This is a genomic window from Pyramidobacter sp. YE332, from assembly GCF_033060595.1.
GTDB lineage: Bacteria > Synergistota > Synergistia > Synergistales > Dethiosulfovibrionaceae > Pyramidobacter.
Window position 1 is genome coordinate 1553586 of record NZ_CP133038.1, and the last position, 19446, is coordinate 1573031.

18 protein-coding genes are annotated in these 19446 nt (G+C 61.0%); 11 read left to right on the forward strand and 7 right to left on the reverse strand.

The window, feature by feature from the left end; all coding sequences use genetic code 11:
• Window positions 1-214: 214 nt before the first annotated feature.
• The 3 genes from RAH42_RS07360 to RAH42_RS07370 all read right to left on the reverse strand — a co-directional run bounded on the left by RAH42_RS07360 (window position 215) and on the right by RAH42_RS07370 (window position 4304).
• Window positions 215-1885: a bifunctional UDP-sugar hydrolase/5'-nucleotidase gene (locus RAH42_RS07360; RefSeq protein WP_168170091.1), complete on the reverse strand. Its 1671-nt coding sequence runs from the start codon at window positions 1883-1885 to the stop codon at window positions 215-217.
• Window positions 1886-1986: 101 nt separating this feature from the next.
• The gene (locus RAH42_RS07365; protein ID WP_078016776.1) at window positions 1987-3771 is read right to left on the reverse strand and encodes an MBL fold metallo-hydrolase RNA specificity domain-containing protein; all 1785 of its coding nucleotides are present in this window, start codon (window positions 3769-3771) and stop codon (window positions 1987-1989) included.
• Entirely contained in the window at window positions 3762-4304 is a 543-nt protein-coding gene (locus RAH42_RS07370) for a cytidine/deoxycytidylate deaminase family protein (protein ID WP_078016777.1), read from the reverse strand. Before RAH42_RS07370 ends, RAH42_RS07365 begins: the two co-directional genes overlap by 10 nt.
• 205 nt (window positions 4305-4509) lie before the next feature.
• Between RAH42_RS07370 and RAH42_RS07375 the strand changes: the two genes are divergently transcribed.
• From RAH42_RS07375 to RAH42_RS07390, 4 genes are read left to right on the forward strand one after another with little or no spacing between them, the layout of a single operon-like run.
• Window positions 4510-5742: an MFS transporter gene (locus tag RAH42_RS07375; RefSeq protein ID WP_078016778.1), complete on the forward strand. Its 1233-nt coding sequence runs from the start codon at window positions 4510-4512 to the stop codon at window positions 5740-5742.
• A 5-nt stretch (window positions 5743-5747) separates the two neighbouring features.
• A complete protein-coding gene (locus RAH42_RS07380) occupies window positions 5748-6056 on the forward strand; it encodes a GIY-YIG nuclease family protein (RefSeq protein WP_078016795.1) in 309 nt (102 codons plus the stop codon).
• A 10-nt stretch (window positions 6057-6066) separates the two neighbouring features.
• A complete protein-coding gene (locus tag RAH42_RS07385) occupies window positions 6067-6381 on the forward strand; it encodes a TfoX/Sxy family protein (RefSeq protein WP_078016779.1) in 315 nt (104 codons plus the stop codon).
• A 42-nt stretch (window positions 6382-6423) separates the two neighbouring features.
• Window positions 6424-7182, forward strand: a complete 759-nt coding sequence (locus RAH42_RS07390) for a Sir2 family NAD-dependent protein deacetylase (RefSeq protein ID WP_317539165.1) — start codon at window positions 6424-6426, stop codon at window positions 7180-7182.
• Between the two features lie 290 nt (window positions 7183-7472).
• Here the strand turns inward: RAH42_RS07390 and RAH42_RS07395 are convergent, their stop codons facing one another.
• Complete coding sequence (locus RAH42_RS07395) at window positions 7473-8411, reverse strand: LysR family transcriptional regulator (protein ID WP_120372545.1); 939 nt, start codon at window positions 8409-8411, stop codon at window positions 7473-7475.
• Window positions 8412-8754: 343 nt separating this feature from the next.
• Here RAH42_RS07395 and RAH42_RS07400 point away from each other — a divergent pair, with 343 nt between their 5' ends.
• The 6 genes from RAH42_RS07400 to RAH42_RS07425 all read left to right on the forward strand — a co-directional run bounded on the left by RAH42_RS07400 (window position 8755) and on the right by RAH42_RS07425 (window position 14578).
• Window positions 8755-9435, forward strand: coding sequence for an RraA family protein (locus RAH42_RS07400; RefSeq protein ID WP_078016796.1), 681 nt, complete (start codon window positions 8755-8757; stop codon window positions 9433-9435).
• Window positions 9436-9658: 223 nt separating this feature from the next.
• The gene (locus tag RAH42_RS07405) at window positions 9659-10519 is read left to right on the forward strand and encodes a TRAP transporter substrate-binding protein (RefSeq protein WP_317539166.1); all 861 of its coding nucleotides are present in this window, start codon (window positions 9659-9661) and stop codon (window positions 10517-10519) included.
• A gap of 112 nt (window positions 10520-10631) precedes the next feature.
• Window positions 10632-11192: a TRAP transporter small permease gene (locus RAH42_RS07410; protein ID WP_158606299.1), complete on the forward strand. Its 561-nt coding sequence runs from the start codon at window positions 10632-10634 to the stop codon at window positions 11190-11192.
• Window positions 11193-11194: 2 nt separating this feature from the next.
• Window positions 11195-12490 carry a TRAP transporter large permease gene (locus RAH42_RS07415; protein ID WP_078016784.1) on the forward strand — a complete coding sequence of 432 codons (1296 nt, stop codon included), beginning with the start codon at window positions 11195-11197 and terminating at the stop codon, window positions 12488-12490.
• A 27-nt stretch (window positions 12491-12517) separates the two neighbouring features.
• Window positions 12518-13426, forward strand: a complete 909-nt coding sequence (locus RAH42_RS07420) for an NAD(P)-binding domain-containing protein (RefSeq protein ID WP_078016785.1) — start codon at window positions 12518-12520, stop codon at window positions 13424-13426.
• Between the two features lie 72 nt (window positions 13427-13498).
• Window positions 13499-14578 carry an Ldh family oxidoreductase gene (locus RAH42_RS07425; RefSeq protein WP_078016786.1) on the forward strand — a complete coding sequence of 360 codons (1080 nt, stop codon included), beginning with the start codon at window positions 13499-13501 and terminating at the stop codon, window positions 14576-14578.
• Window positions 14579-14926: 348 nt separating this feature from the next.
• On the opposite strand, the gene RAH42_RS07430 is transcribed toward RAH42_RS07425, so the two are convergent.
• The 3 genes from RAH42_RS07430 to RAH42_RS07440 all read right to left on the reverse strand — a co-directional run bounded on the left by RAH42_RS07430 (window position 14927) and on the right by RAH42_RS07440 (window position 16637).
• A complete protein-coding gene (locus RAH42_RS07430; RefSeq protein ID WP_343228907.1) occupies window positions 14927-15280 on the reverse strand; it encodes a phosphatidylglycerol lysyltransferase domain-containing protein in 354 nt (117 codons plus the stop codon).
• A complete protein-coding gene (locus RAH42_RS07435; protein WP_317539167.1) occupies window positions 15277-15813 on the reverse strand; it encodes a phosphatidylglycerol lysyltransferase domain-containing protein in 537 nt (178 codons plus the stop codon). Before RAH42_RS07435 ends, RAH42_RS07430 begins: the two co-directional genes overlap by 4 nt.
• Window positions 15814-15932: 119 nt before the next feature.
• Window positions 15933-16637, reverse strand: coding sequence for a DUF554 domain-containing protein (locus RAH42_RS07440; protein WP_078016788.1), 705 nt, complete (start codon window positions 16635-16637; stop codon window positions 15933-15935).
• A 191-nt stretch (window positions 16638-16828) separates the two neighbouring features.
• On the opposite strand from RAH42_RS07440, the gene gyrA reads away from it, so the two are divergent.
• Window positions 16829-19444: a DNA gyrase subunit A gene (gyrA, locus tag RAH42_RS07445; protein ID WP_078016789.1), complete on the forward strand. Its 2616-nt coding sequence runs from the start codon at window positions 16829-16831 to the stop codon at window positions 19442-19444.
• Window positions 19445-19446: the final 2 nt, after the last annotated feature.

Below are 19446 nucleotides of genomic sequence, written 5' to 3' on the forward strand. Positions count from 1 at the left end.
ACCGTGAGCGCCCGGCGCCCCGAGGGAGTCCGGTCGCTGAGGACGATCTCGCGAACAGCGCCCTTGCGTTCGGCCTTTCAATCAAGAAACAGCGGCAGATGTCTCAAACGGAAAGAGCGCGGACGACCGGAATGAGATCCGGTCGTTCGCGCTCTTTTTATTTTCGTTCCTGTCGTTTTGTTCCAGCGAGCAGTGCCCCGGCACGCCGCGCCGGCTATTCGACGATCGTGATCCGGCCGCTGCCAAGCGGATTGCCGTACTTCTCCATCTTCACCTTGCCATGCAGATCCTCGGTAAAATATTTGACCAGGCACTCGGCGTCGGTGGGCAGGCCCTCGGCCTTCAGGACTTTGACGCCCGCAAGCGCGCCGTTGCCGTCGCCGCCTTCGAGCAGCACGTATTTCGAACTGGCCACGGTGTAGGCCGCCTCGGGGCGCAGCGGCCCGCCGCCCACGCGCACGTTGCGCACGCGGCGCGGCACCGTCTCGTCGACGCCCGCGAAGACGCCCTTGTCGTCAATTTTGACGGGGCTCTTCAGGGACGGCTCGACCTCGAAACTCAAGCCGGAAACCTGCAGAAATCCGCCGTTCTCCTCATCGGGCAGATGGCGGCAGCTGAACTCGAGCAGGTCGAGCAGGGTCTGTCCCGGCATCTCGACGACGCAGGTCGGATTGTTCCAGGGATTGACGTTCATCAGGCCGAGGCGGGTCACGTCGGGGCCGTCGACGGAAGCGCGCACGCCGCCGCCGTTGACGACGGCGATCTGGGCGCCGAGCACGGCGCGGTAGGCGTCGGCCACGAAATCGCCCATGCTGCACTCGCCCAGGCGCACGCGGCGCGTGCCGGTGCGGGGGTCGTCGATCGCCAGCGGCACTTCGGCGACGCCGAGCTTTTCGTTCAGATAGGCCACTTTTTCGTGACACCGGTCGATCAGGGACTGCACGTCGGCGTACGCTTTCTGCGACGCCTCGCTCTTTTTCTCGTCGACGTCGCCGGGATGAAGCAGCTCGGTGCGGATGGAGCCGTCTTTGGCCAACGTCATCTTGCCGAAGAACATGAACTTGCTGCCCGTCTGGCTGTAACGCACGTCCTTGCCGTCGGCATTCTTGTAGACTTCGCCGGCGAAAGCCTCGTGGGAATGGCCGTCGATCACGGCGTCGATGCCGCGGGTCCGGGCGATCACGTCGATGGAGCGCCAGCCTTCGTTGATGCCGTTGATGCCAAGGTGCGCCAGCAGGATCACGATCTCGGCGCCCTCTTTGCGCGCGCGATCCACGGCCGCCTGGACTTTGGCGACGAAGTCCTTTTCGCCGAAGCCGTAGATCTGCCGGCCGTTTTCGTCTTCGAAGTATCTGGGCGTCGACGAGGTATAGGTCGAAGGCGTGCAGACGCCGACGAAGGCGACCTGGCGACCGCCCAGCGTCAGGATCTTGCAGGGCGGCAGCACCGGCTTGTGCGTGCGCAGGTCCTCGAAGTTGGCGCTCAGCACGGGGAACGCGGCCAACTTCTGCACGAGCGCGAGGAAGTTCGCCGTGCCGTAGTCGAATTCATGATTGCCCGGCACCGCCAGATCGTAGGGAACGGCGTTCATCAGCGCAACGATGTCGGCGCCCTTGGTCAGCGAACCGGCCATCTCGCCCTGAATGAAGTCGCCGGCGTCGACGACGGCCGTCTCGTAACCGGCCTCGATCATCTGCCGGCGATAGGCCGCCAGCTTCGCGTAACCGTCGATGCCGCAATGGATGTCGTTCGTGTAAAGCACGACGGCGTCCCGCGGCTCCGCCTTGACCTTGACGTCCTGGCCGCGTCCGGCCACAAGCAACAGCACGAAGGCGGCCGTCAGCGCCGCTAAACCGCCGAACAAATACTTCCGTGACTTTTCCATCGTATCCATTCCTTTCCCCCACCAGAGATTTTTTCAGGCGAAGCCCCGCCGCGCCCTGTTTGAAATTTCGTTCAGATTATAGCAGATGACAACGCAATTTTCTAATTTCTCGCCGCGTCCTTGCCGGACTGGGCGATGATCGAGTCGAGCAGCACGGCGACGGCGTCGAGCAGGGGCTGAGATTCGGCCGCGATCTCGCCGCTGCCGGCCTTTTCGTAGATCTCGCGCATCTGGTCGCTGATGTTTTCGAGGGCTTTCACGGCGCGGCGATTGGCGCGGCGCGCCTTTTTCTCGGCCGTCTTCTTCTGCTCCTTCGTCAGCGTTTTCTCCGCAACGGAGACTGAGGGCGCCGTTTCGACTTTCGCAACGGGCGCGCCTTTTTCCTCGGCGACGGCCGCGCCGCCGGGATCGGCGGGCGTCTCGGTCTCGGCGATCTTCTCGGGAAGCGGCGCGGCCTTGGCGTCGGCGATCGCCTCGCTGAGCTTCTGGCCGGCTTCGCGGGGCACGAGCGCCACTTCCTGATCGAGCTCGGGCACCAGCGCCTCGAAGCCACGCGTTTTCAGGGCCTCGGCCAGACTTTGCGCGGCTTCGGCTTCGCCGTGGGTGACGAAGAACTTCGGCATGGTGGGACGGAAGCGTTCGGCCCAGCCGAGCAGGTCGGTGCGGTCGGCATGGGCCGAGAAGCCGCCGATGGTGTGGATCTGCGCGTTGACGTTGACGACTTCGCCGGCGATGCGCACGGTCTTGGCGCGGTCGACGATGCGGCGTCCCAGCGTGCCGTGCGCCTGGTAGCCCACGAAGACGACGTGGTTGTCGGGGTTCCAGATGCCGTTCTTGAGATGATGGACGATGCGCCCGCCGTTGCACATGCCGCTGCCGGCCATGACCACGCCGAAGCCGAGGTTATTGACGGCCTGCGACTCCTCGCGCGTGGAGACGTAGCGGATGTCCTCGCTGGAGAAGGGATTGCCGCCGTCGCGGCGGTAAGCCTGGATCTCCTGCGACAGCAGGTCGAGATGACTCTCGTAGAGTTTGCTGACTTTGACGCCCATCGGCGAATCGAAGAACACCGGCATGCCGCCGCCCACGCCCTGCCCGCGCAGCAGCTCCAGCTCGTACATGATGCGCTGGGCTCGGTCGACCACGAAGGTAGGGATGAACACTTTGCCTTTCTTTTTGGCGAAGATGTCCTTCATCAGCGTCTGAAATTCTTCGCGGGTCTGCCGGTTGTCCTTGTGCTCGCGGTTGCCGTAGGTGGACTCGATGACGACGTAATCCGCGTCGGTGATCTCCGCCGGCGCGCGTCCCATCACGGTCTGCATGGGGCCGAGGTCGCCGGAGAAGACAAGGCGCACGATACGCCCTTCTTCCTCGATGAGGATTTCCAAAATGGCGCTGCCAAGGATGTGTCCGGCGTCGCGGAAGCGGACCGACACGCCGGGGAGGATTTCGAGGCGCGAGTCGTAATTGACGGGCGCGAAAAGTTTCTTGGCGGCGTCGGCTTCTTCCTGCCCGTAGATCGGTTCCGCGGGCGGCAGGCCGCGGCGGGCGTTCTTGGCGCTCTGCCATTCGGCGTCTTCGCGCATGAGGCGCACCGAGTCGTCCCAGAGGATCTCGGTCAGTTCGATGGTCGGCAGCGTCGCGTAAATTTTGCCGCGGAAGCCCTCCTTGACCAGCTTGGGGATGCGGCCTGAGTGGTCGATGTGCGCGTGCGTCAGCAGCACCGCGTCGATCGAACCGGCGGCGTAGGGGAACGGATCGTCGTTGGCTTCTTCCCGCTCGCCCTGATGCATGCCGCAGTCGATGAGCAGACGATGCCCTCCGGCTTCGAGCAGATAATTGGAACCGGTCACTTCTTTGGCGGCGCCGCAGAATTTCAGCAGCATGAGCAGCCCTCCTTCGTGGCGTTTCGGTCGCCGAGGCTGAAGCGCGCCCGGTCGAGGCAGTCGTTGATGCAGCCGAGGCGTTCGGGCGGAAAGTGTTCGGCGGTAAGTCCCGCTTCGCGGCGCAGATTCTCCGCCAGTTCGTCGGGATAGGAATAAAGATAGACGACGCGGCGGATGCCGGCGTTGATGATCGCTTTGGTGCAGAAGGAACAGGGCGAATGGGTGCAGTACAGCGAGGCTCCGGCCGTGGAAACGCCGACCGACGCCGCCTGGGCGATGGCGTTCAGCTCGGCGTGCGAGCCGCGGCAGATCTCGTGCCGTTCTCCTGAGGGGATGCCCAGTTTGGTGCGCAGACATCCCGTCTCGAAGCAGTGCGGCGTGCCCTTGGGAGCGCCGTTGTACCCCGTGCTGATGATCTGCCCGTCCCTGACGATCACGGCGCCGACCTGGCGGCGCAGGCAGGTGCTCCTCGTCGCGGCGACCAGCGCGAGAGTCATGAAGTAACTTTCCCAGTCGGGACGCTGATAAGACATTTCCAATGATCGCTCCTTTGCGAAAGACCGCGAAAAAATTTCGCGAAAAACTTTTCCGCGCCGGATTTTTATCGTTTGAACTGTCCGGCGCTATGGTTTATTATAAAGCAGTTGAGCGGGAATTGACAGCGCGAAGAAATTTCCGCGCCGGAACGCAGTTTTCCGGAGCCGTTCCTTCGCCGCAAATTTTTGAGGTGAAAATCGCATGTTCGCAAACCGTTCCGTCTTCGCCTGGTGCCTCTACGACACCGGACACTGCGCCTTCGCCACCGTCGTCATGGCCGTGGTGCTGCCCGTCTACTACCAGAACGTCGTCGCCGGCGGCGGATCGTGGGCGCTGTCGTCGTGGGGCTACGCTTCGTCGGTCGCGCTGCTCCTTTCGGCCCTGCTCACGCCCGTCGTGGGCACGTACGTCGACGGCCGCCCGCTGAAGAAAAAATTCCTGCTGGCCTTCGCCGCGCTCGGCATCGCCGCCTCGGCCGCGCTGGCCTTCTCGGGGCAAGGGACGTGGCTTTACTCGCTCTCCTGCATGGTGCTGGGCACGGTCGGCCTCTCGGTGGCGTCGGTGTGTTACGACGCGCTGCTCACGTTCGTCGCGCCGCCGGGCACGATGGACCGCGTTTCCACGCTCGGCTACGGCGTCGGCTACCTCGGCGGCGGCGTGCTGCTGGCCCTCGACATGATCCTGATCGCCCGCTTCGGCAAGCCGGGCGTGAAGATGTCGTTCCTGTCGGTCGCGCTCTGGTGGAGCGCCGCCGCGGCCGTGCTCACGGCGTGGGTGCCCGAGCCGCCGGCGGCCAACAACGCGCCCTCGGGGCTGAGGCAAACGCTGCGCGCGCTGGCGCACAGCTGGACGGAACTGAAGCAGTACCCCGAGGCGCTGCGTTTCATGGTCTCGTTCTGGCTCTACAACGACGGCATCGGCACGATCGTCCGCATGGCCGCCGTGTTCGGCGCCGGACTGGGGATCTCGCAGAACCATCTCGTCGGCGCCATGCTGGCGACGCAGTTCGTGGGCGTGCCTTTCGCGCTCGTCTTCGCCCGTCTGGCGGAAAAATCCGGCAGCAAGCGCGCCGTCATGATCGCGCTTGCGTGGTATACGATTGTCGCCGTCGGAGCGATGTTCATCACGCAGGACTGGCATTTCTGGCTGATGGCCGTCGCCGTCGGCATGGTGCAGGGCGGCTCGCAGGCCATCAGCCGTTCGATCTACGCCTCGATGCTGCCCGCCGGGCGCAGCGGTCACTTCTTCGGCCTCTACAACGTCTCCAGCAAGTTCGCCGGCATCGTCGGCCCGGCGCTGTGCGGCTTCGTCGCCCAAGCGACGGGTTCGCTGCGGCTGGCCGTGGGCGTGATCGCGCTGAACTTCATCGCCGGCATGGCGATCCTCGCCGGCGTGGACGTGGACAAGGGACGCGCCCGCGTCGCCGCGCAGTGAAAAAAATGCCGAATTATTACAATTACATCCTCCGCTGCGCCGACGGCACGCTGTACAGCGGCTCCACCGTCGATCCCCAAAAGCGCCTGGCCGCCCACAACGCCGGACGCGGCGCCAAATATACGCGCTCGCGCCGCCCCGTGCGCATGATCGCCCTCTGGCAGTGGCCGGACAAAGGCGCGGCCATGAGCGCCGAAGCGCGCGTCAAGCGCCTGACGCGAGAAGAAAAACTGGCGCTGGCGGCGGGCGTTTCCTTCCCGTCCGGCGGGAAGCGCGTCTCCGTTCCGAAGGAAAAACGGCCCAGACGAAATTAGGGAGGGGCTCATGGCGTCAAGCAAAGAGTTTTTGTCTTTGATCATGGAACGACTCTCGGAACTGCCGGAAGTCGCTTTCCGGCCGATGATGGGAGAATACGTCCTCTATTATCGGGACAAAGTCATCGGCGGCGTTTACGACGACCGTTTCCTCGTCAAGCCCGTCGCGGCGGCCATCTCACTGATGCCCGACGCGGCCTTCGAACTTCCCTACGAGGGCGGGAAGCCGATGCTCATGGTACGCGACGTCAGCGACCGGGAATTCCTCAGAAAGCTCATCGAAGCGACGTACGACGCGCTGCCGGCCGCCGGGGAAAAGAAATAACCGCTCCGCTTCCGTTTTGGAACATCACTGGGAGGTGTTGTCATGACGTTACAGGAACAGGCGCGCCAGTGCGCCCAAATAATCCATGATTCCCGCGACACGGCCGCCGTCAGCGGCGCCGGGCTGTCCACCGCGGCGGGGATCCCCGACTTCCGCGGGCCGCAGGGCATTTACCGGCGCGCCGACGTGGAAGCCGACAAACTCTTCGACATCAACTACTTCGAACGCGATCCGTCGTATTATTATCGTTTTCACCGCGAATGCGAGCGCATGCTGGCGCACATCGAGCCGACCTTCACGCACAAATTCCTCGCCCGCCTCGAGGCCGAGGGCCGGTTGAGCGGCATCGTCACGCAGAACTTCGACGGCCTGCACGAAGCCGCCGGGTCGAAAGCAGTCTACCAGATCCACGGCACGATCCGCCGCGCCCACTGTACCAAATGCGGCGAATATTACGGCTACGACGCCGTCAACCGAATGCTCGAGACGGCCGACGTGCCGATCTGCCATTGCGGCGGCGTGATCAAGCCCGACATCGTCTTTTTCGGAGAAAGCGTCAAATACCTGACGGAATGCGAGCGGCTCTGCTCGCGCGCCGAGCTGCTCTTCGTGCTCGGCTCGTCGCTCAACGTCGTGCCGGCGGCGTTCCTGCCCCAGCTCTGCCGCGGCAAAATCGTGGTCGTCAACCGCGGCGAAGTGTCCGCCGACTATCTGCCGCCGTCGCGCATCACCCTGCGCGTCGACGCCGACCTCGACGCTTTCTTCCGCGCCGTCAAGGCCGAATTGGCAACGCTGCGGTGAATGTCCCGCGCGGTTGCATTTTATTTCATCACAGAAAAACCGTCCCGAAGATCTCAGCTTGTAGACTGTATCCCCCACAATGGAGACAATAACAAAAAGCCCTCCTGTCGTAGAATAAAAAACTGCGTCAGGAGGGCTTTCGTATAACAAAAACATACAAATGGAGAATACCCGGCAGAAAAAGTGTTTCGGCTCAAAGCCCGAGAATCATATGATGCGCTTGTGCCGCAATCACATCACAGCTTGGCGTGATACGGGGAAATGTTTTTTGCATCGAAAAGCGAGCGAACTCATGCCCGCGCGCGGCCGCCGAACTTCTCCAGACAGCATGCGCGGATACAGTCCACCAGGAGCCGGGCCTGCGAGCTGAGAGGACGGCTTTTTTTGTAGGTAGCGACGACATCCCATTTCATTGGCTCGCTGTCGACGAAGAAGAAGCGCAGGTTCTCATCTTCGCAAGCTTCGGCGTAGCTCGTCGTGGCAAAGCCGACGCCCTGATTCTGACGCACGAAGTTCATCGCCGTGTGGATGTTGGGCGTGACAAGCCGTACGCCGGGCAGCACGCCGGCGTTTTCGAGGAAGGAGTAGAGCATTTCGTAAATGTTCTGGCTTTCCTGAAACATCACAAAAGGTTCGTTCTGGAACAGCGTGAACTGTTCCTCGCTGATGTGCGAAATACCTTTTTCGTCCGGCAGCGCGGCGAGAATGGGATTGCTGCGGCTGACGGCGAACACGGCAGCGTCGGTCATAAGGAATTCGTGCGTACAGGTGAAGCCTTGGTACTGGTTGGGCAGGTGCGTCAGCGCGAAATCGACGCGGTCGTGCTCGATCAGCGAAGCAAGGTGCTGGTGGGGCCCCTCCTCCAGACTGACGCGAATGTTGGGCCAAGCGCGCCAGAACACGCTCAGGATCTCCGGCAGCAGACTGGCCGAACGCCACGGCGTGAGGCCGACGCGAACTTCTCCGCGGTCGGGAGCCTTGAGGTTGGCAAAGCTGCGGCGCAGATTCTTGCCGCGCAGAATCTCTTCCCTGACGTAACTTCGATACAGTTCGCCGGCTTCAGTCAGCTTCAGTGGATAGGAAGAGCGGTCGAACAGCTCAATCCCCAGCTCATTTTCCAAGCGGCGCAGGTATTTGCTCAGCGACGGCTGCGAGACGTACAGTTTTTCCGCCGCGCGGGAGATGTTTCCCGTTTCGGCGATCGCCAGAAAATAATCGTAATTGTTCATATTTGTCGCCTCCGCATAAGTATTCCGAAATAGGCATGACTATTATATAACAAGATGAATTAGACAAACGTTTGAATTTCTTATATGATAGCCTCGTCGACAATAAATATTACTAACTAAATAGCCGCTACGATTGTTGACATAGCTCCTTTTGAACGCCGATACAAAGGCGCGGGCGCGTCAGGCGGAAGGTTTTTCGTAGTCCAAAATTATAACCCGTAATGAATAAATTTGGTTAAATTGAGTTTTCGAAAATCAACGCTTTAGTGTGACAAATTTTCTTCGAGCGTTTCCGCGGCAGGAAGTCGCGATGTTTCAAAATTTTTTCTCTGAGGTGGTTTACATGGCTAACATTGGCTGCAAAATCGTGATGAACTTTCCCCGTCCTCCCAAAGAATTGGTCGAGAAGTTCCGCGGCCTACCCGTGGCAAACATCGACGACTGCATGAACCGCACGGCGGCCGTGCGTCCCGAGATCTGCCCGTTGAACAGCGTGCCTCTGTTGGGCGTGGCTTTCACCGTCAAGGTTGCCGAAGGCGACAATCTGATGTTCCACAAGGCCATGGATCTGGCGCAGCCGGGCGACGTTATCGTTATTGACGCCGGCGGCGACGTCAGCCGTTCCATCTTCGGCGAGATCATGGCGCAGTACTGCAAGACGCGCGGCGTTGCCGGCCTGATGGTCGACGGCAGTGTGCGCGACCGCGACGAGCTGGCTGCCATGGACATGCCCATCTACGCCCGCGGCGCAACGCCGAACGGTCCCTACAAGAACGGCCCCGGCGAGATCGGCACGACGATCTCCTTTGGCGGTATCGTCGTCCGTCCCGGCGACATCGTGATCGGCGACGGCGACGGCGCGCTCTTCATCCACCCCGAAGAAGCCGAGGAACTGGCCGCTAAGGCTCGCGCCACGTCGGAAAAAGAGGCTGTGTGGATCGAGAACATCAAGAAGACAGGCAAATTCGACCGTCCCTGGGTCGACGTCAAGTTGAAGGAAATCGGCTGCGAGATTGTCGAGTAGTTTTTTCTGCTCCGACAGCAACGCAGCACTTTAATCTATAGAAAAGAGGGTATTTGAAAATGATGAACTTCCGCAGATCGTTCCTTTCCGCCGTCTGTCTGGCCCTGTTCGTTTCCGCCGCATGGGGCGCCGATCCGGTCGTACTTCGCATGAACACGAACATCAGCGAAAACGACTTGAAAAACAGCTCCTTCGGTCTGGGCATCACGACGCTCGTCGAGCAATGCGACAAACTCAGCAACGGACGCCTCAAGGTCGAGGTATTCCCCACAGCCAGCTGGGCAAGACGCCTTCCGAAGTGGTCGGCGGCGCTCAAATGGGGTCGTTCGAGATGTTCAACCTTGTGGCCGGCAGCTGGGGCGAGTACACCAACGCGTTCCTGCCCGTGAACACGCCCTACCTGTTCACCGACGAAAAGGTCCTTCAGGAGTTCCTCTACGGCCCCGAAGGCCAGAAGATCAAAGACAAGGTTCTGGCCGATACCGATACCCGCGTCGTTTTCTACGGCTGGCTGGGCTTCCGCAACATCATCAACAATGTTCGCCCGATCACGAAGCCCGAGGATCTCAAAGGGCTGAAGATGCGCGTGCTCTCCGATCGTTACACGATCAAGACGTTCGAGACCTTCGGCGCGCCTACTATTCAGGTTTCTTACAGCGAGCTGTACACCGCTTCGCAGCAGGGGCTGATCGACGGTTCCGACGGACCTTTCGTGAACATCTACAACTCCAAGCTGTACGAGGTCCAGAAGTATCTGTCCGAGACGCGCAACGCCTACACGCTGGCGGTCATGTGCATCGCGGAGGAAGCTTATCAGGGGCTGCCCGAAGATCTGCGCGATGCGTTCGACAAGGCCTGCGCTGCCGCTCAGAAGGTGGCCGAGGACAACCAGAAATTCGAGGACGCCTGCTTGAGCGAGCTGAAAAAAGTGATGACCTTCAACCAGCTCACTCCCGAGCAGATGAAGGCGTTTGAGGATGCCGCTCAGCCCGTGCGCGACATGGTCCGCCAAGAAATGGGCGACGAAGCCTGGAACGCGATCGTCAAAGAGATCGAGACCATCAAGGCCCGCCTCGGCAAATAGTTTGCCACAGCTTCCTGCAAGCGGCCGCACATCTTTCGCGCGGCCGCTTGTTTTTGAAAAACAGTTTTGTGATACGGCTTACAATGTTTTGCAGTTAAAGGAGGCGCTTCTCTTGAAAAAAAGCGTTCTGAGATTCCTGAACGAATTCGAAGTCTATATCGGTGCCACGCTCTTCGCAGCGATGACAATCCTGCTGACGCTGCAGGTGATCACGCGTTATCTGTTCAACTATTCGTTCAGCTGGACGGAAGAGCTGTGCACCGTCTTCTTCATCTGGCTGTCGTACCTGGGCGCCTGCGGCGGCGTGTTGAAGGGCAAGCATCTGCGTATTGACGGCTTCCTCAACAGCCTACACGGCAAGGCGAAAAAGGCCTTACTGATCTTCACCGATCTGGTGACGATGGGCTTCTGCCTCTACATGATCCCACCGCTGATGAAGATCATCGCCAACTTCGCGAGGCGCAACAGCGCTACGATCCTGCTGCGTATGCCCAAATCGGTGATCTATGCTGTGCTGCCGTTCTGCTTCGCGTTGATGACGCTGCGCCTGATCCAGGATTGCTGGCGCATCGCCACGTCGAGCGACGACGACGTGAAAGTGACAACCAGCCGCTCCATCTTCGACGCGAATCTTGACGAGGAAACCGCTGAAAACGACGGAGGAGGCAAATAACCATGGAGAACAGCGTTGCCATCCTTTTCGGAGTGATGTTCGCGCTCCTTTTTCTCGGCGTGCCCATCGGCGTTTCCATCGCCTGCGCGATGCTGGCGCTGATCCGCTTCGCGCCGATCACCAAGCTGACGTTTATCGCTCAGTCCCTTTACTCGGGGCTGGACAACTTCACGCTGCTGTCGCTACCCTTCTTCATGATCGCCGGCACGATCATGGAAGGCGGCGGGATCTCGCGCCGCATCGTCAAGGCGGCCAACTCGGCGATCGGTAACGTCACCGGCAGCCTCGGTATGGTATCGATCATCGCCTGCATGTTCTTTGGCGCAGTTTCCGGTTCGGCGATCGCCACAGTAGCGGCGATCGGCTCAATCATGCTGCCCGCAATGGCTCAGGAAGGCTATAACCGCACCTACGCGACGGCGCTGATCGCCGTGGCCGGCAGTCTTGGCATGATCGTGCCGCCAAGCACGCCGATGGTCGTGTACGGTGTCACCAACAACGTCTCGATCGGCGCTCTGTTCATGGGCGGTTTTCTGCCCGCGATGGTCGTCGGCGGTCTGCTGATGACGGTGAACTACTTCACCTGCAGGAAATACGGCTGGGTGGGCAAGAATCACCGCCTCAGCGGCAAGGAAATAGCTAAGACTTTTTGGGACGCCAAATGGGCTCTTTTGATGCCGGTAATCATCCTCGGCGGCATCTATTCCGGCGTTGTCACGCCGACGGAAGCCTCCGTTGTCGGCTGCTCCTACGGGATCATCGTCGGCCGTTTCATTTACAGGGAGCTGACGTGGCGCAACATCTGGGAGATGTACAAGAAGAACACCAGCTTCATCGGCGCGATGCTGTTCACGTTCGCCCCCGCCGGCGCGCTGAGCTCGATTTTCGCTTATATGAAGATCCCTGCCAGGATCACGGCGTTCTTCATCTCGATTTCGTCCAACCCTTACGTGATCCTGTTCATGATCCTGATCCTGCTGCTCATCGTCGGCATGTTCCTGGAAACGACTCCTTCGATGCTGCTGATTTCGCCCATTTTACTGGCAGTCGTCCAGGAGATCGGCGTCAATCCCGTGCACTTCGGCATCTTCATGGTACTGGCGCTCTGCGTCGGCCTGGTGACGCCGCCGGTGGCCATGGACCTGTTCGTCGCTCAGTCGATGACGGGCATCGACATGATCTCTATCGCGCGCAAAGGCAAATGGTTCATTCTCTCGATGATCGCCGCGACGCTGATCATTCTCTATGTGCCCTGGATCAGTCTGGTACTGCCGAAATTCTTCGGCATGATTCGTTAAAATTTACAAGGGAAGAGGTCTTTTCACATGGCTCAGAATGTTTCTCTCGGTTATATCGGTTTCGGCGAAGCCGCCTATCACATGGCCAAAGGGCTGTGCGACGAGGGGCTGACGGGAATTCTCGCCTACGACGTGGCGATGGGCTCGGACGGTCCTTACAAGAAAACGGTGCTCGACCGCGTCGCCAGCGCCGGCAGCGTGACGGCCGCCGCTTCCGCAAAGGAACTTGTCGAGAAGTGCGACTTCGTCGTCATCGCCGTGCCCGCGCGCTTTACCCCCTCCACGGCCGATGGCCTGCTGCCGATGGCCCGCAAAGGACAGTACTTCATCGACGTGACCACGGCTCTGCCCGACATCAAGACGGCCGAGGCAAAGAAGTTTGCCGAAAAAGGCGCGCTTTACGTGGATTCTGCGATGCTCGGCGGCCTCGTCGGCTACGGTCACAAGGTCCCCATCCTCGCTTCCGGCGAAGGCTCGGACGCTTGGCACGACTCGATGACGCCCTGGGGCATGAACATCACGCTTGTCGGCGAAGGTTCCAAAGCCGGCGACGCTTCGCGCATCAAGCTGGTGCGCAGTGTCTTCACCAAGGGACTGGAAGCGCTGCTGACGGAGGCGCTTGCGTTCGCTCATAAGTGCGGCCTTGAAGACCGTTTCATGCAGTCGATCTGCGCCACGATGGCCAAGCAGCCGTTTGAAAAGCTCGTCGTCGCCCTGGCCGGATCGGACTTTGTTCATTCCGAGCGCCGCGGCTTTGAAGTGGGTGAAGCGATGGAACTGATGGGGCAGGTCGGCGTCAAACCGCTCGTTTCCGCCGGCGCCAAGGCGCGCATGGAGCACACCACCAGCTTCGGCTGCGCCAAGGAGCTGAACGGCGCGGCGCCCCAGTCGCTCGCCGAGATCTTCGCGCTGATGGACCGCAAAAACTACAACTAGGCCCATAGGACACAAGGCGCTCCGGCCAAGCCGGAGCGCCTTGTCGCACAGATAAAAGCAGGAGGAATAAAGATGTCCGCAGTGTATGCATACAACGATCTGCTGCTGAAAACAAAAAAAATCCTGCGCAGTTTCGGCTATTCAGAGGAAGAAGCCTCGTTGACCGCCCGCGTTCTCGTCGAGGCCGACGCGCGCGGCGTGCCCTCGCATGGCGTGGGACGGCTGAGTCCGTACCGTCAGTTTCTGGACAACGGCTTTATCCATCCCGGGCGCGCGCCGGAGATTACTTTCGAGACCCCCGTCTCACTCGTCGTCGACGGGCACAACGGCGTCGGCGGACTGATCGCCGATTTCGCCGTGACGCGCCTGATCGAAAAAGCCCGTCGGACCGGCGCGGCTTTCTGCGCCGTGCGCAATGCCAGCCACTACGGCATGGCCGGTCTCTGGACCGAACGCATCGCCCGGGCCGGAATGATCGGTTGCTCCTGCTGCACGACGCGGTGCAACGCCATCCCTACCAACGGCCGTACCCGCATGTTCGGCACCAACCCCATTTCCGTCTCCATCCCCGAAGAGAATGGAAACATGTTCCTGCTCGACATGGCGACGACGACCGCCGCCTTCGGCAAAATCGAAGTGTACGCCCGCCGCGGCAAGATTCTGCCCGAGGGCTGGGCCGTCGACAGCAGGGGGCAGAGTCAGCGCGATCCTGTCAAGTTCCTGCGCGCCTACAAAGCCGAACCCGGACTTGGCGGACTCGTCTTCCTCGGAGGCACGCAGGAGGCCACCGGCGGACACAAAGGCTACGGCCTCGGACTGCTTGTCGAGCTGCTTTCCGCCGGGCTGTCGATGGGCGCATGGAGCCTGCATTCGTATGAAAAAGGCGTCGGCGCAAAAGTCGCCATGTTCTTTTCGGCCGTTCGCCTCGACATCTTCGGCGATCCCACCGCCCTGCGCGCCCACATCGGCGAAATCCTCCGCGAAGTACGGAACGGCGAGACGGCCGAAGGTCGCGGCCGCGTCTGGATCCACGGCGAAAAGGAGCGCGAAGCCCGCGAGCGGGCCCTGCACGATGGCGTGGTGATAGACGACGTTTCCGCTGCCAGTCTAGAAGAATTCCTCGCTCAGGCGGAAGGAAAACAACCGAATTGATCCATAGAAGAGTCTGTCTCAAAAACCTAAAGAAGGAGGAAAAGTCGGACTCTTTCGATTCGTATTGTGCTCAATGAGGCATGAGAAAGGATTTCATTTCCGTCGTCGCCCCCTCGTCCTGGACAAGCTCTCCAGCCGTTGCCAAGAGATCGGCTGCCCCGCGTACCATCCGCAGATGGTGCTCACGACGATTCATGCTATTTCTTGACTGAGACACCAGGCAGCAAGAGTGCCTCGAGGAAAATCCACAAAGCGCGCAGCAACGGATTTCAAGTCCTTCGATAAAAAATAAAAAAACCGTCCCGAAGATCTCAGCTTGCGTGAGATCTTCGGGACGGTTTTTATCGTTCAGGCGTTGGCGTTCCAGTGGACGTTGCATTTCTCCACGTAGCCGCAGGGCAGATAGGCCAGCTTGGCGTGGCGCAGGCCGGGGTCGCCCATGTCTTCCTCGCGGTTGGCGATCTTGTAGCTGCGGGCGTCGTGGAACAGGAAATCCTTGTTGATGACCTGATAGACTTCGTGGAACTCGGGCAGGCCTTTTTCGTAATGGATCATGATCAGCTCGGGCGTGACCGGTTCGGCCAGCGTGTAGGCGATCAGCCGGCCGTCCAGTTCGATGGCGCCGCCGATCAGGCCCATTTCCCGCCAGTGGTCGAGCACGCGCAGGATGCCCTCGCCCTCGGCGGTCAGCATCCTGGTCATGAATTCGTTCTCGTCGTGAGTCCAGGATCTTTGCAGATTTTGATTTCCTCGGTCATCTCCGGCGTCAGCGTCTTGTACTGGGCGTTGAACTCGCGGCGGAACTTGTTGACGCGGTTGCGGCGCTTCATGTGTTTGTTGCCGGCCAGCGTCGCCAGCTCTTCGACGTTGTAGAGGTACTCGTAGCTGTCGCGGTCGTCTACGGCCGCGATCTTCGCGCCCAACTGTTCCTGCCAGATCCTGACGAGCGATTTGGGCACGTCGATGAAATCGGCTTCGTCGCCCGCGTGCGCCCGCAGCTGTTCGGCCCAGTCGGCGCGGTGCCAGTCGCCTGCGGGAGCCAGCCATTTTAGATCGGGCTTGGTCTGGCGCATCCAGATCAGTTCGGGCTCCCAGCTCGCCTCGTAGCCGAAGAAATCCTGCCAGGCCCAGAGGATCACAAAACTCATGTCCGACGAATATTCATCGCATCGCAACCAAAATTCTTTATACTTTTCGTATTGGGACACGTCCAAAGGTTTATAAATTTCGTTCACTGAAAAACGCCTCCGAATTTTTCATTCAATATATAATCGGTCGGATTACAAGCTCATTGTAACACAGCCGTCAAACAAACTGCGGGGACAGACTTTTTTCTTGCCCAGAAAAAGTTCCGCTAACTCAGGAAAATCCGCGCCAGCGCCACGGCGACGACGAGGGCCGGCAGCGCGTTCATCAGCTTCATTTTGACCAGGCCGAGGACCGACAGGCCGACGCCGATGAGCATGACGCCGCCGGTCGCCGTCATCTCCGCCGTCGCCGTTTCGGTCATGAGCGGCTGGATGAAGCGCGCGGAGAGCGTCAACGTGCCCTGATAGACGAACACGGGCACGGCCGAAAAAGCGACGCTGAGCCCCAGCGACGCCGCCAGCGCCACCGACATCAGGCCGTCCATCATCGACTTGGTCAGCAGCAGCGTCGGATAGCCGCCCAACCCTTCTTCGAAAGAGCCGAGCACGGCCATGGATCCGACGCAGAAAATCAGCGTCGCCGCCATGACGCCCTGCGAAAAATTCGAATCCAAACTCTTGAAGCGCTTTTGTATTCCGCCGGCGGCGCGTTCAATGCGGCCGTCGATGTCCAGCAGGCCGCCGACGATCGAACCGGCGCAGAGACTGAAGACCACGATCAGCAGGTTCTGCGTCTTCAGCGCCATGCCCATGCCGATGGAAACGGTAAACAGGCCGAGGCACTGCATCGGCAGTCTCATGATCTCCTCATTGACATGACGGCGCAGCGCGTAGCCCGCCAAACTGCCGGCCACGACCGCCAGCACGTTTACGACCGATCCGTACAGGGGAATCGTCTGCCACAGGTCCAAAAGAAAACCTCCCTCAAAAACAAGTACGTGCATTATATCACCGCGGGCGAAGAAAATGGCTCCGTCAAAATATAACCATTTAAAATCATTGGGCAGAACCCCGCTGAAGATGATAAAATGGTTGGGTTAAAAGCATGAGAGCGATTTGAAAAAAAGAAGCGCACCCGGCTTCTGTCAATGGAGGTTCAAGCATGGAAGAACAGGCGATGGGACGGGTCATACCGAATCCGCTCGTCCCGGAAATAAAAAGGAGCTATCTCGACTACGCGATGAGCGTCATCGTCGGCCGCGCGCTGCCCGACGCCCGCGACGGGCTCAAGCCCGTGCAGCGCCGCGTGCTGTACGGCATGCTGGGGCTGGGCATCCGTCACAATCAGGCGTACAAGAAATCGGCGCGCGTCGTCGGCGAAGTCATGGGCAAATACCATCCGCACGGCGACGCCTCGATCTACGACACCATGGTGCGCCTGGCGCAGCCGTGGAATCTCCGCTATCCGCTCGTGGACGGGCAGGGCAACTTCGGCTCCGTCGACGGCGACGGCGCGGCCGCCATGCGTTACACCGAAGCCCGCTTTGCCGAACTCGGCGAGCTGATGCTGCAGGACATCGACGAAGACACCGTCGACTGGGGACCGAACTTCGACGAATCGCTGAAGGAACCCCTGACGCTGCCCAGTCTCGTACCCAATCTGCTCGTCAACGGCAGCACCGGCATCGCCGTCGGCATGGCCACCAATATGCCGCCCCACAATCTCGGCGAAGTGGTCGACGCGCTCTGCTGCCTGATCGATCACCCGGAGGCGGAATTGGGCGAGCTGATGGACCGCCTGCCCGGCCCCGACTTCCCCACCGGCGGCATCATCATGGGGCGCGAGGGCATCGTCGACGCCTACCGTACCGGCCGCGGCAAGATCATCGTCCGCGGGCGCTGCGTCGTCGAAGAAGGGAAACGCCGGACCAGCGTCGTCATCACCGAGATCCCCTACATGGTCAACAAGACCACGCTGATCGAGGGCATCGCCAAGTGCGTGCAGGAACATTCCATCGACGGCGTCGCGGATTTGCGCGACGAATCGGACCGCCAGGGGCTGCGCATCGTCCTCGACCTGAACCGCGACGGCGATCCCGAACTGGTGCAGCGTCAGCTGTACAACCGCACGATGATGCAGAGCACCTTCGGCGTCATCAACCTGACGCTCGTCGGCCAGCGCCCCGTCGAGCTCGGCCTCAAGAGCATGCTCGAAGTGTTCCTCGATTACCGCCGCGGCGTCGTGCGCCGCCGCACCGCCTTCCGCCTCGCCAAAGCTCAGGAACGCGAACACATCATCGAGGGCCTGTGCCGCGCGCTGGACATGATCGACGAAGTGATCCGCATCATCCGCGGCGCCCAGACCGCCGAAGAAGCCAGCCGCGGCCTGATCGAACAGCTGCAGTTCTCCGAGAAGCAGGCCCAGGCCATCCTCGACATGCGCCTGCAGCGCCTCACCGGGCTGGAGCGCGACAAGCTGATGGCGGAGATGGCGCAGCTGCTGGCCGACATCGCCCGCTACCAGGAGATCCTCGCCGACGCCAAAGTTCTCGACGGCGTCATCCGCGACGAGCTCACGGAGCTGCGCCACAAGTTCGGCGACAAGCGGCGCACCGAGATCCGGCTCCACGTCGAAAGCACATCCGACTCCTACGAGGATCTGATGCCCGAGGAGAACATCGTCATCACGCTGAGCAAAGACGGCTATCTGCGCCGCTCGCTGCTCAAGGACTACAACGTTCAGAACCGCGGCGGCAAGGGTCGCCGCGGCGCCAACCTGCACGAGGAAGATCAGGTCGCCGGCATGGTCGTCACCACCACGCACAACGACGTGCTGCTGTTCACCAGCCGCGGCCGCGTCTTCGCCATCAAGGGGCACATGGTCCCCGAGACGAAATCCGGAAAAGGGCGCAAGGTCGAACAGTTCATCTCGCTGAGCGAAGGCGAAACGGTCGTGGAGATCCTCGGGCGCTTCCCCGACAACTGCAGCACCGTCGTGCTGATCACGCGCCGCGGCATCGCCAAGCGCATGGACAAGAGCGAGCTGCAGAACCTCACGCGCGCCGGCCGCCAGATCATGACGCTCGACGACGGCGACGACATCGCGCGCATCCGCTGCACCAACGGCCTCGACGACCTGTTCCTCGTCAGCGCCATGGGGCGCGGCCTGCGCATCAGCGAGGACGAGATCCGCACCATGGGCCGTTCCGCCCGCGGCGTCAAAGCCATGAAGCTCGGCAAGGACGACGAGATCATCTCCTGCGAAGTCATCGCCGGCGACAGCCGCATCCTGCTGGTCAGCCAGCGCGGCATCGGCAAGATCACATCCTACGACGAGTTCTCGGTCCACCACCGCGCCACCGGCGGCCAGCGCGCCATGCGCATCGGCGACCGCACCGGCCGGCTGGCCGTGGCCAACACCGTCTTCCCCGGCGACGAAGTGGCGCTGATGACGGCCGGCGGCAACATCATCCGCCTCGCCGTCGACTCGATCCCGCAGCTGGGACGCGACGCCGCCGGCTCCATCCTGATCCGCCCCGAAAACGGCGACGAAGTCGCCAACGTCTCTTTGATCCACAAGGAAGACCTCGTCCAAAGCGGCAGTCTTCGCGCCACGGAAGCGGCGCCCGCCCCGCAGCGCCCCGTCGAACCGACGCTGCCTTTCGGCGACGATGACGACACCGGCGGTCTGGAATTCGAAGACGTTCCCGGCGCCGTTCTCGACGCGCCGGACGCCGCTCCGACCGATCCCGGCCGCGAGCCCGAAAAGGAGGACTAAAG

Bases quoted from the DNA above. Each gene is read 5' to 3' on its own strand.
- RAH42_RS07360 (WP_168170091.1), bottom strand. From the start codon at position 1,885: ATGGAAAAGTCACGGAAGTATTTGTTCGGCGGTTTAGCGGCGCTGACG.
- RAH42_RS07365 (WP_078016776.1), bottom strand. From the start codon at position 3,771: ATGCTGCTGAAATTCTGCGGCGCCGCCAAAGAAGTGACCGGTTCCAAT.
- RAH42_RS07370 (WP_078016777.1), bottom strand. From the start codon at position 4,304: ATGTCTTATCAGCGTCCCGACTGGGAAAGTTACTTCATGACTCTCGCG.
- RAH42_RS07375 (WP_078016778.1), top strand. From the start codon at position 4,510: ATGTTCGCAAACCGTTCCGTCTTCGCCTGGTGCCTCTACGACACCGGA.
- RAH42_RS07380 (WP_078016795.1), top strand. From the start codon at position 5,748: ATGCCGAATTATTACAATTACATCCTCCGCTGCGCCGACGGCACGCTG.
- RAH42_RS07385 (WP_078016779.1), top strand. From the start codon at position 6,067: ATGGCGTCAAGCAAAGAGTTTTTGTCTTTGATCATGGAACGACTCTCG.
- RAH42_RS07390 (WP_317539165.1), top strand. From the start codon at position 6,424: ATGACGTTACAGGAACAGGCGCGCCAGTGCGCCCAAATAATCCATGAT.
- RAH42_RS07395 (WP_120372545.1), bottom strand. From the start codon at position 8,411: ATGAACAATTACGATTATTTTCTGGCGATCGCCGAAACGGGAAACATC.
- RAH42_RS07400 (WP_078016796.1), top strand. From the start codon at position 8,755: ATGGCTAACATTGGCTGCAAAATCGTGATGAACTTTCCCCGTCCTCCC.
- RAH42_RS07405 (WP_317539166.1), top strand. From the start codon at position 9,659: ATGCGACAAACTCAGCAACGGACGCCTCAAGGTCGAGGTATTCCCCAC.
- RAH42_RS07415 (WP_078016784.1), top strand. From the start codon at position 11,195: ATGGAGAACAGCGTTGCCATCCTTTTCGGAGTGATGTTCGCGCTCCTT.
- RAH42_RS07420 (WP_078016785.1), top strand. From the start codon at position 12,518: ATGGCTCAGAATGTTTCTCTCGGTTATATCGGTTTCGGCGAAGCCGCC.
- RAH42_RS07425 (WP_078016786.1), top strand. From the start codon at position 13,499: ATGTCCGCAGTGTATGCATACAACGATCTGCTGCTGAAAACAAAAAAA.
- RAH42_RS07430 (WP_343228907.1), bottom strand. From the start codon at position 15,280: ATGACCAGGATGCTGACCGCCGAGGGCGAGGGCATCCTGCGCGTGCTC.
- gyrA (WP_078016789.1), top strand. From the start codon at position 16,829: ATGGAAGAACAGGCGATGGGACGGGTCATACCGAATCCGCTCGTCCCG.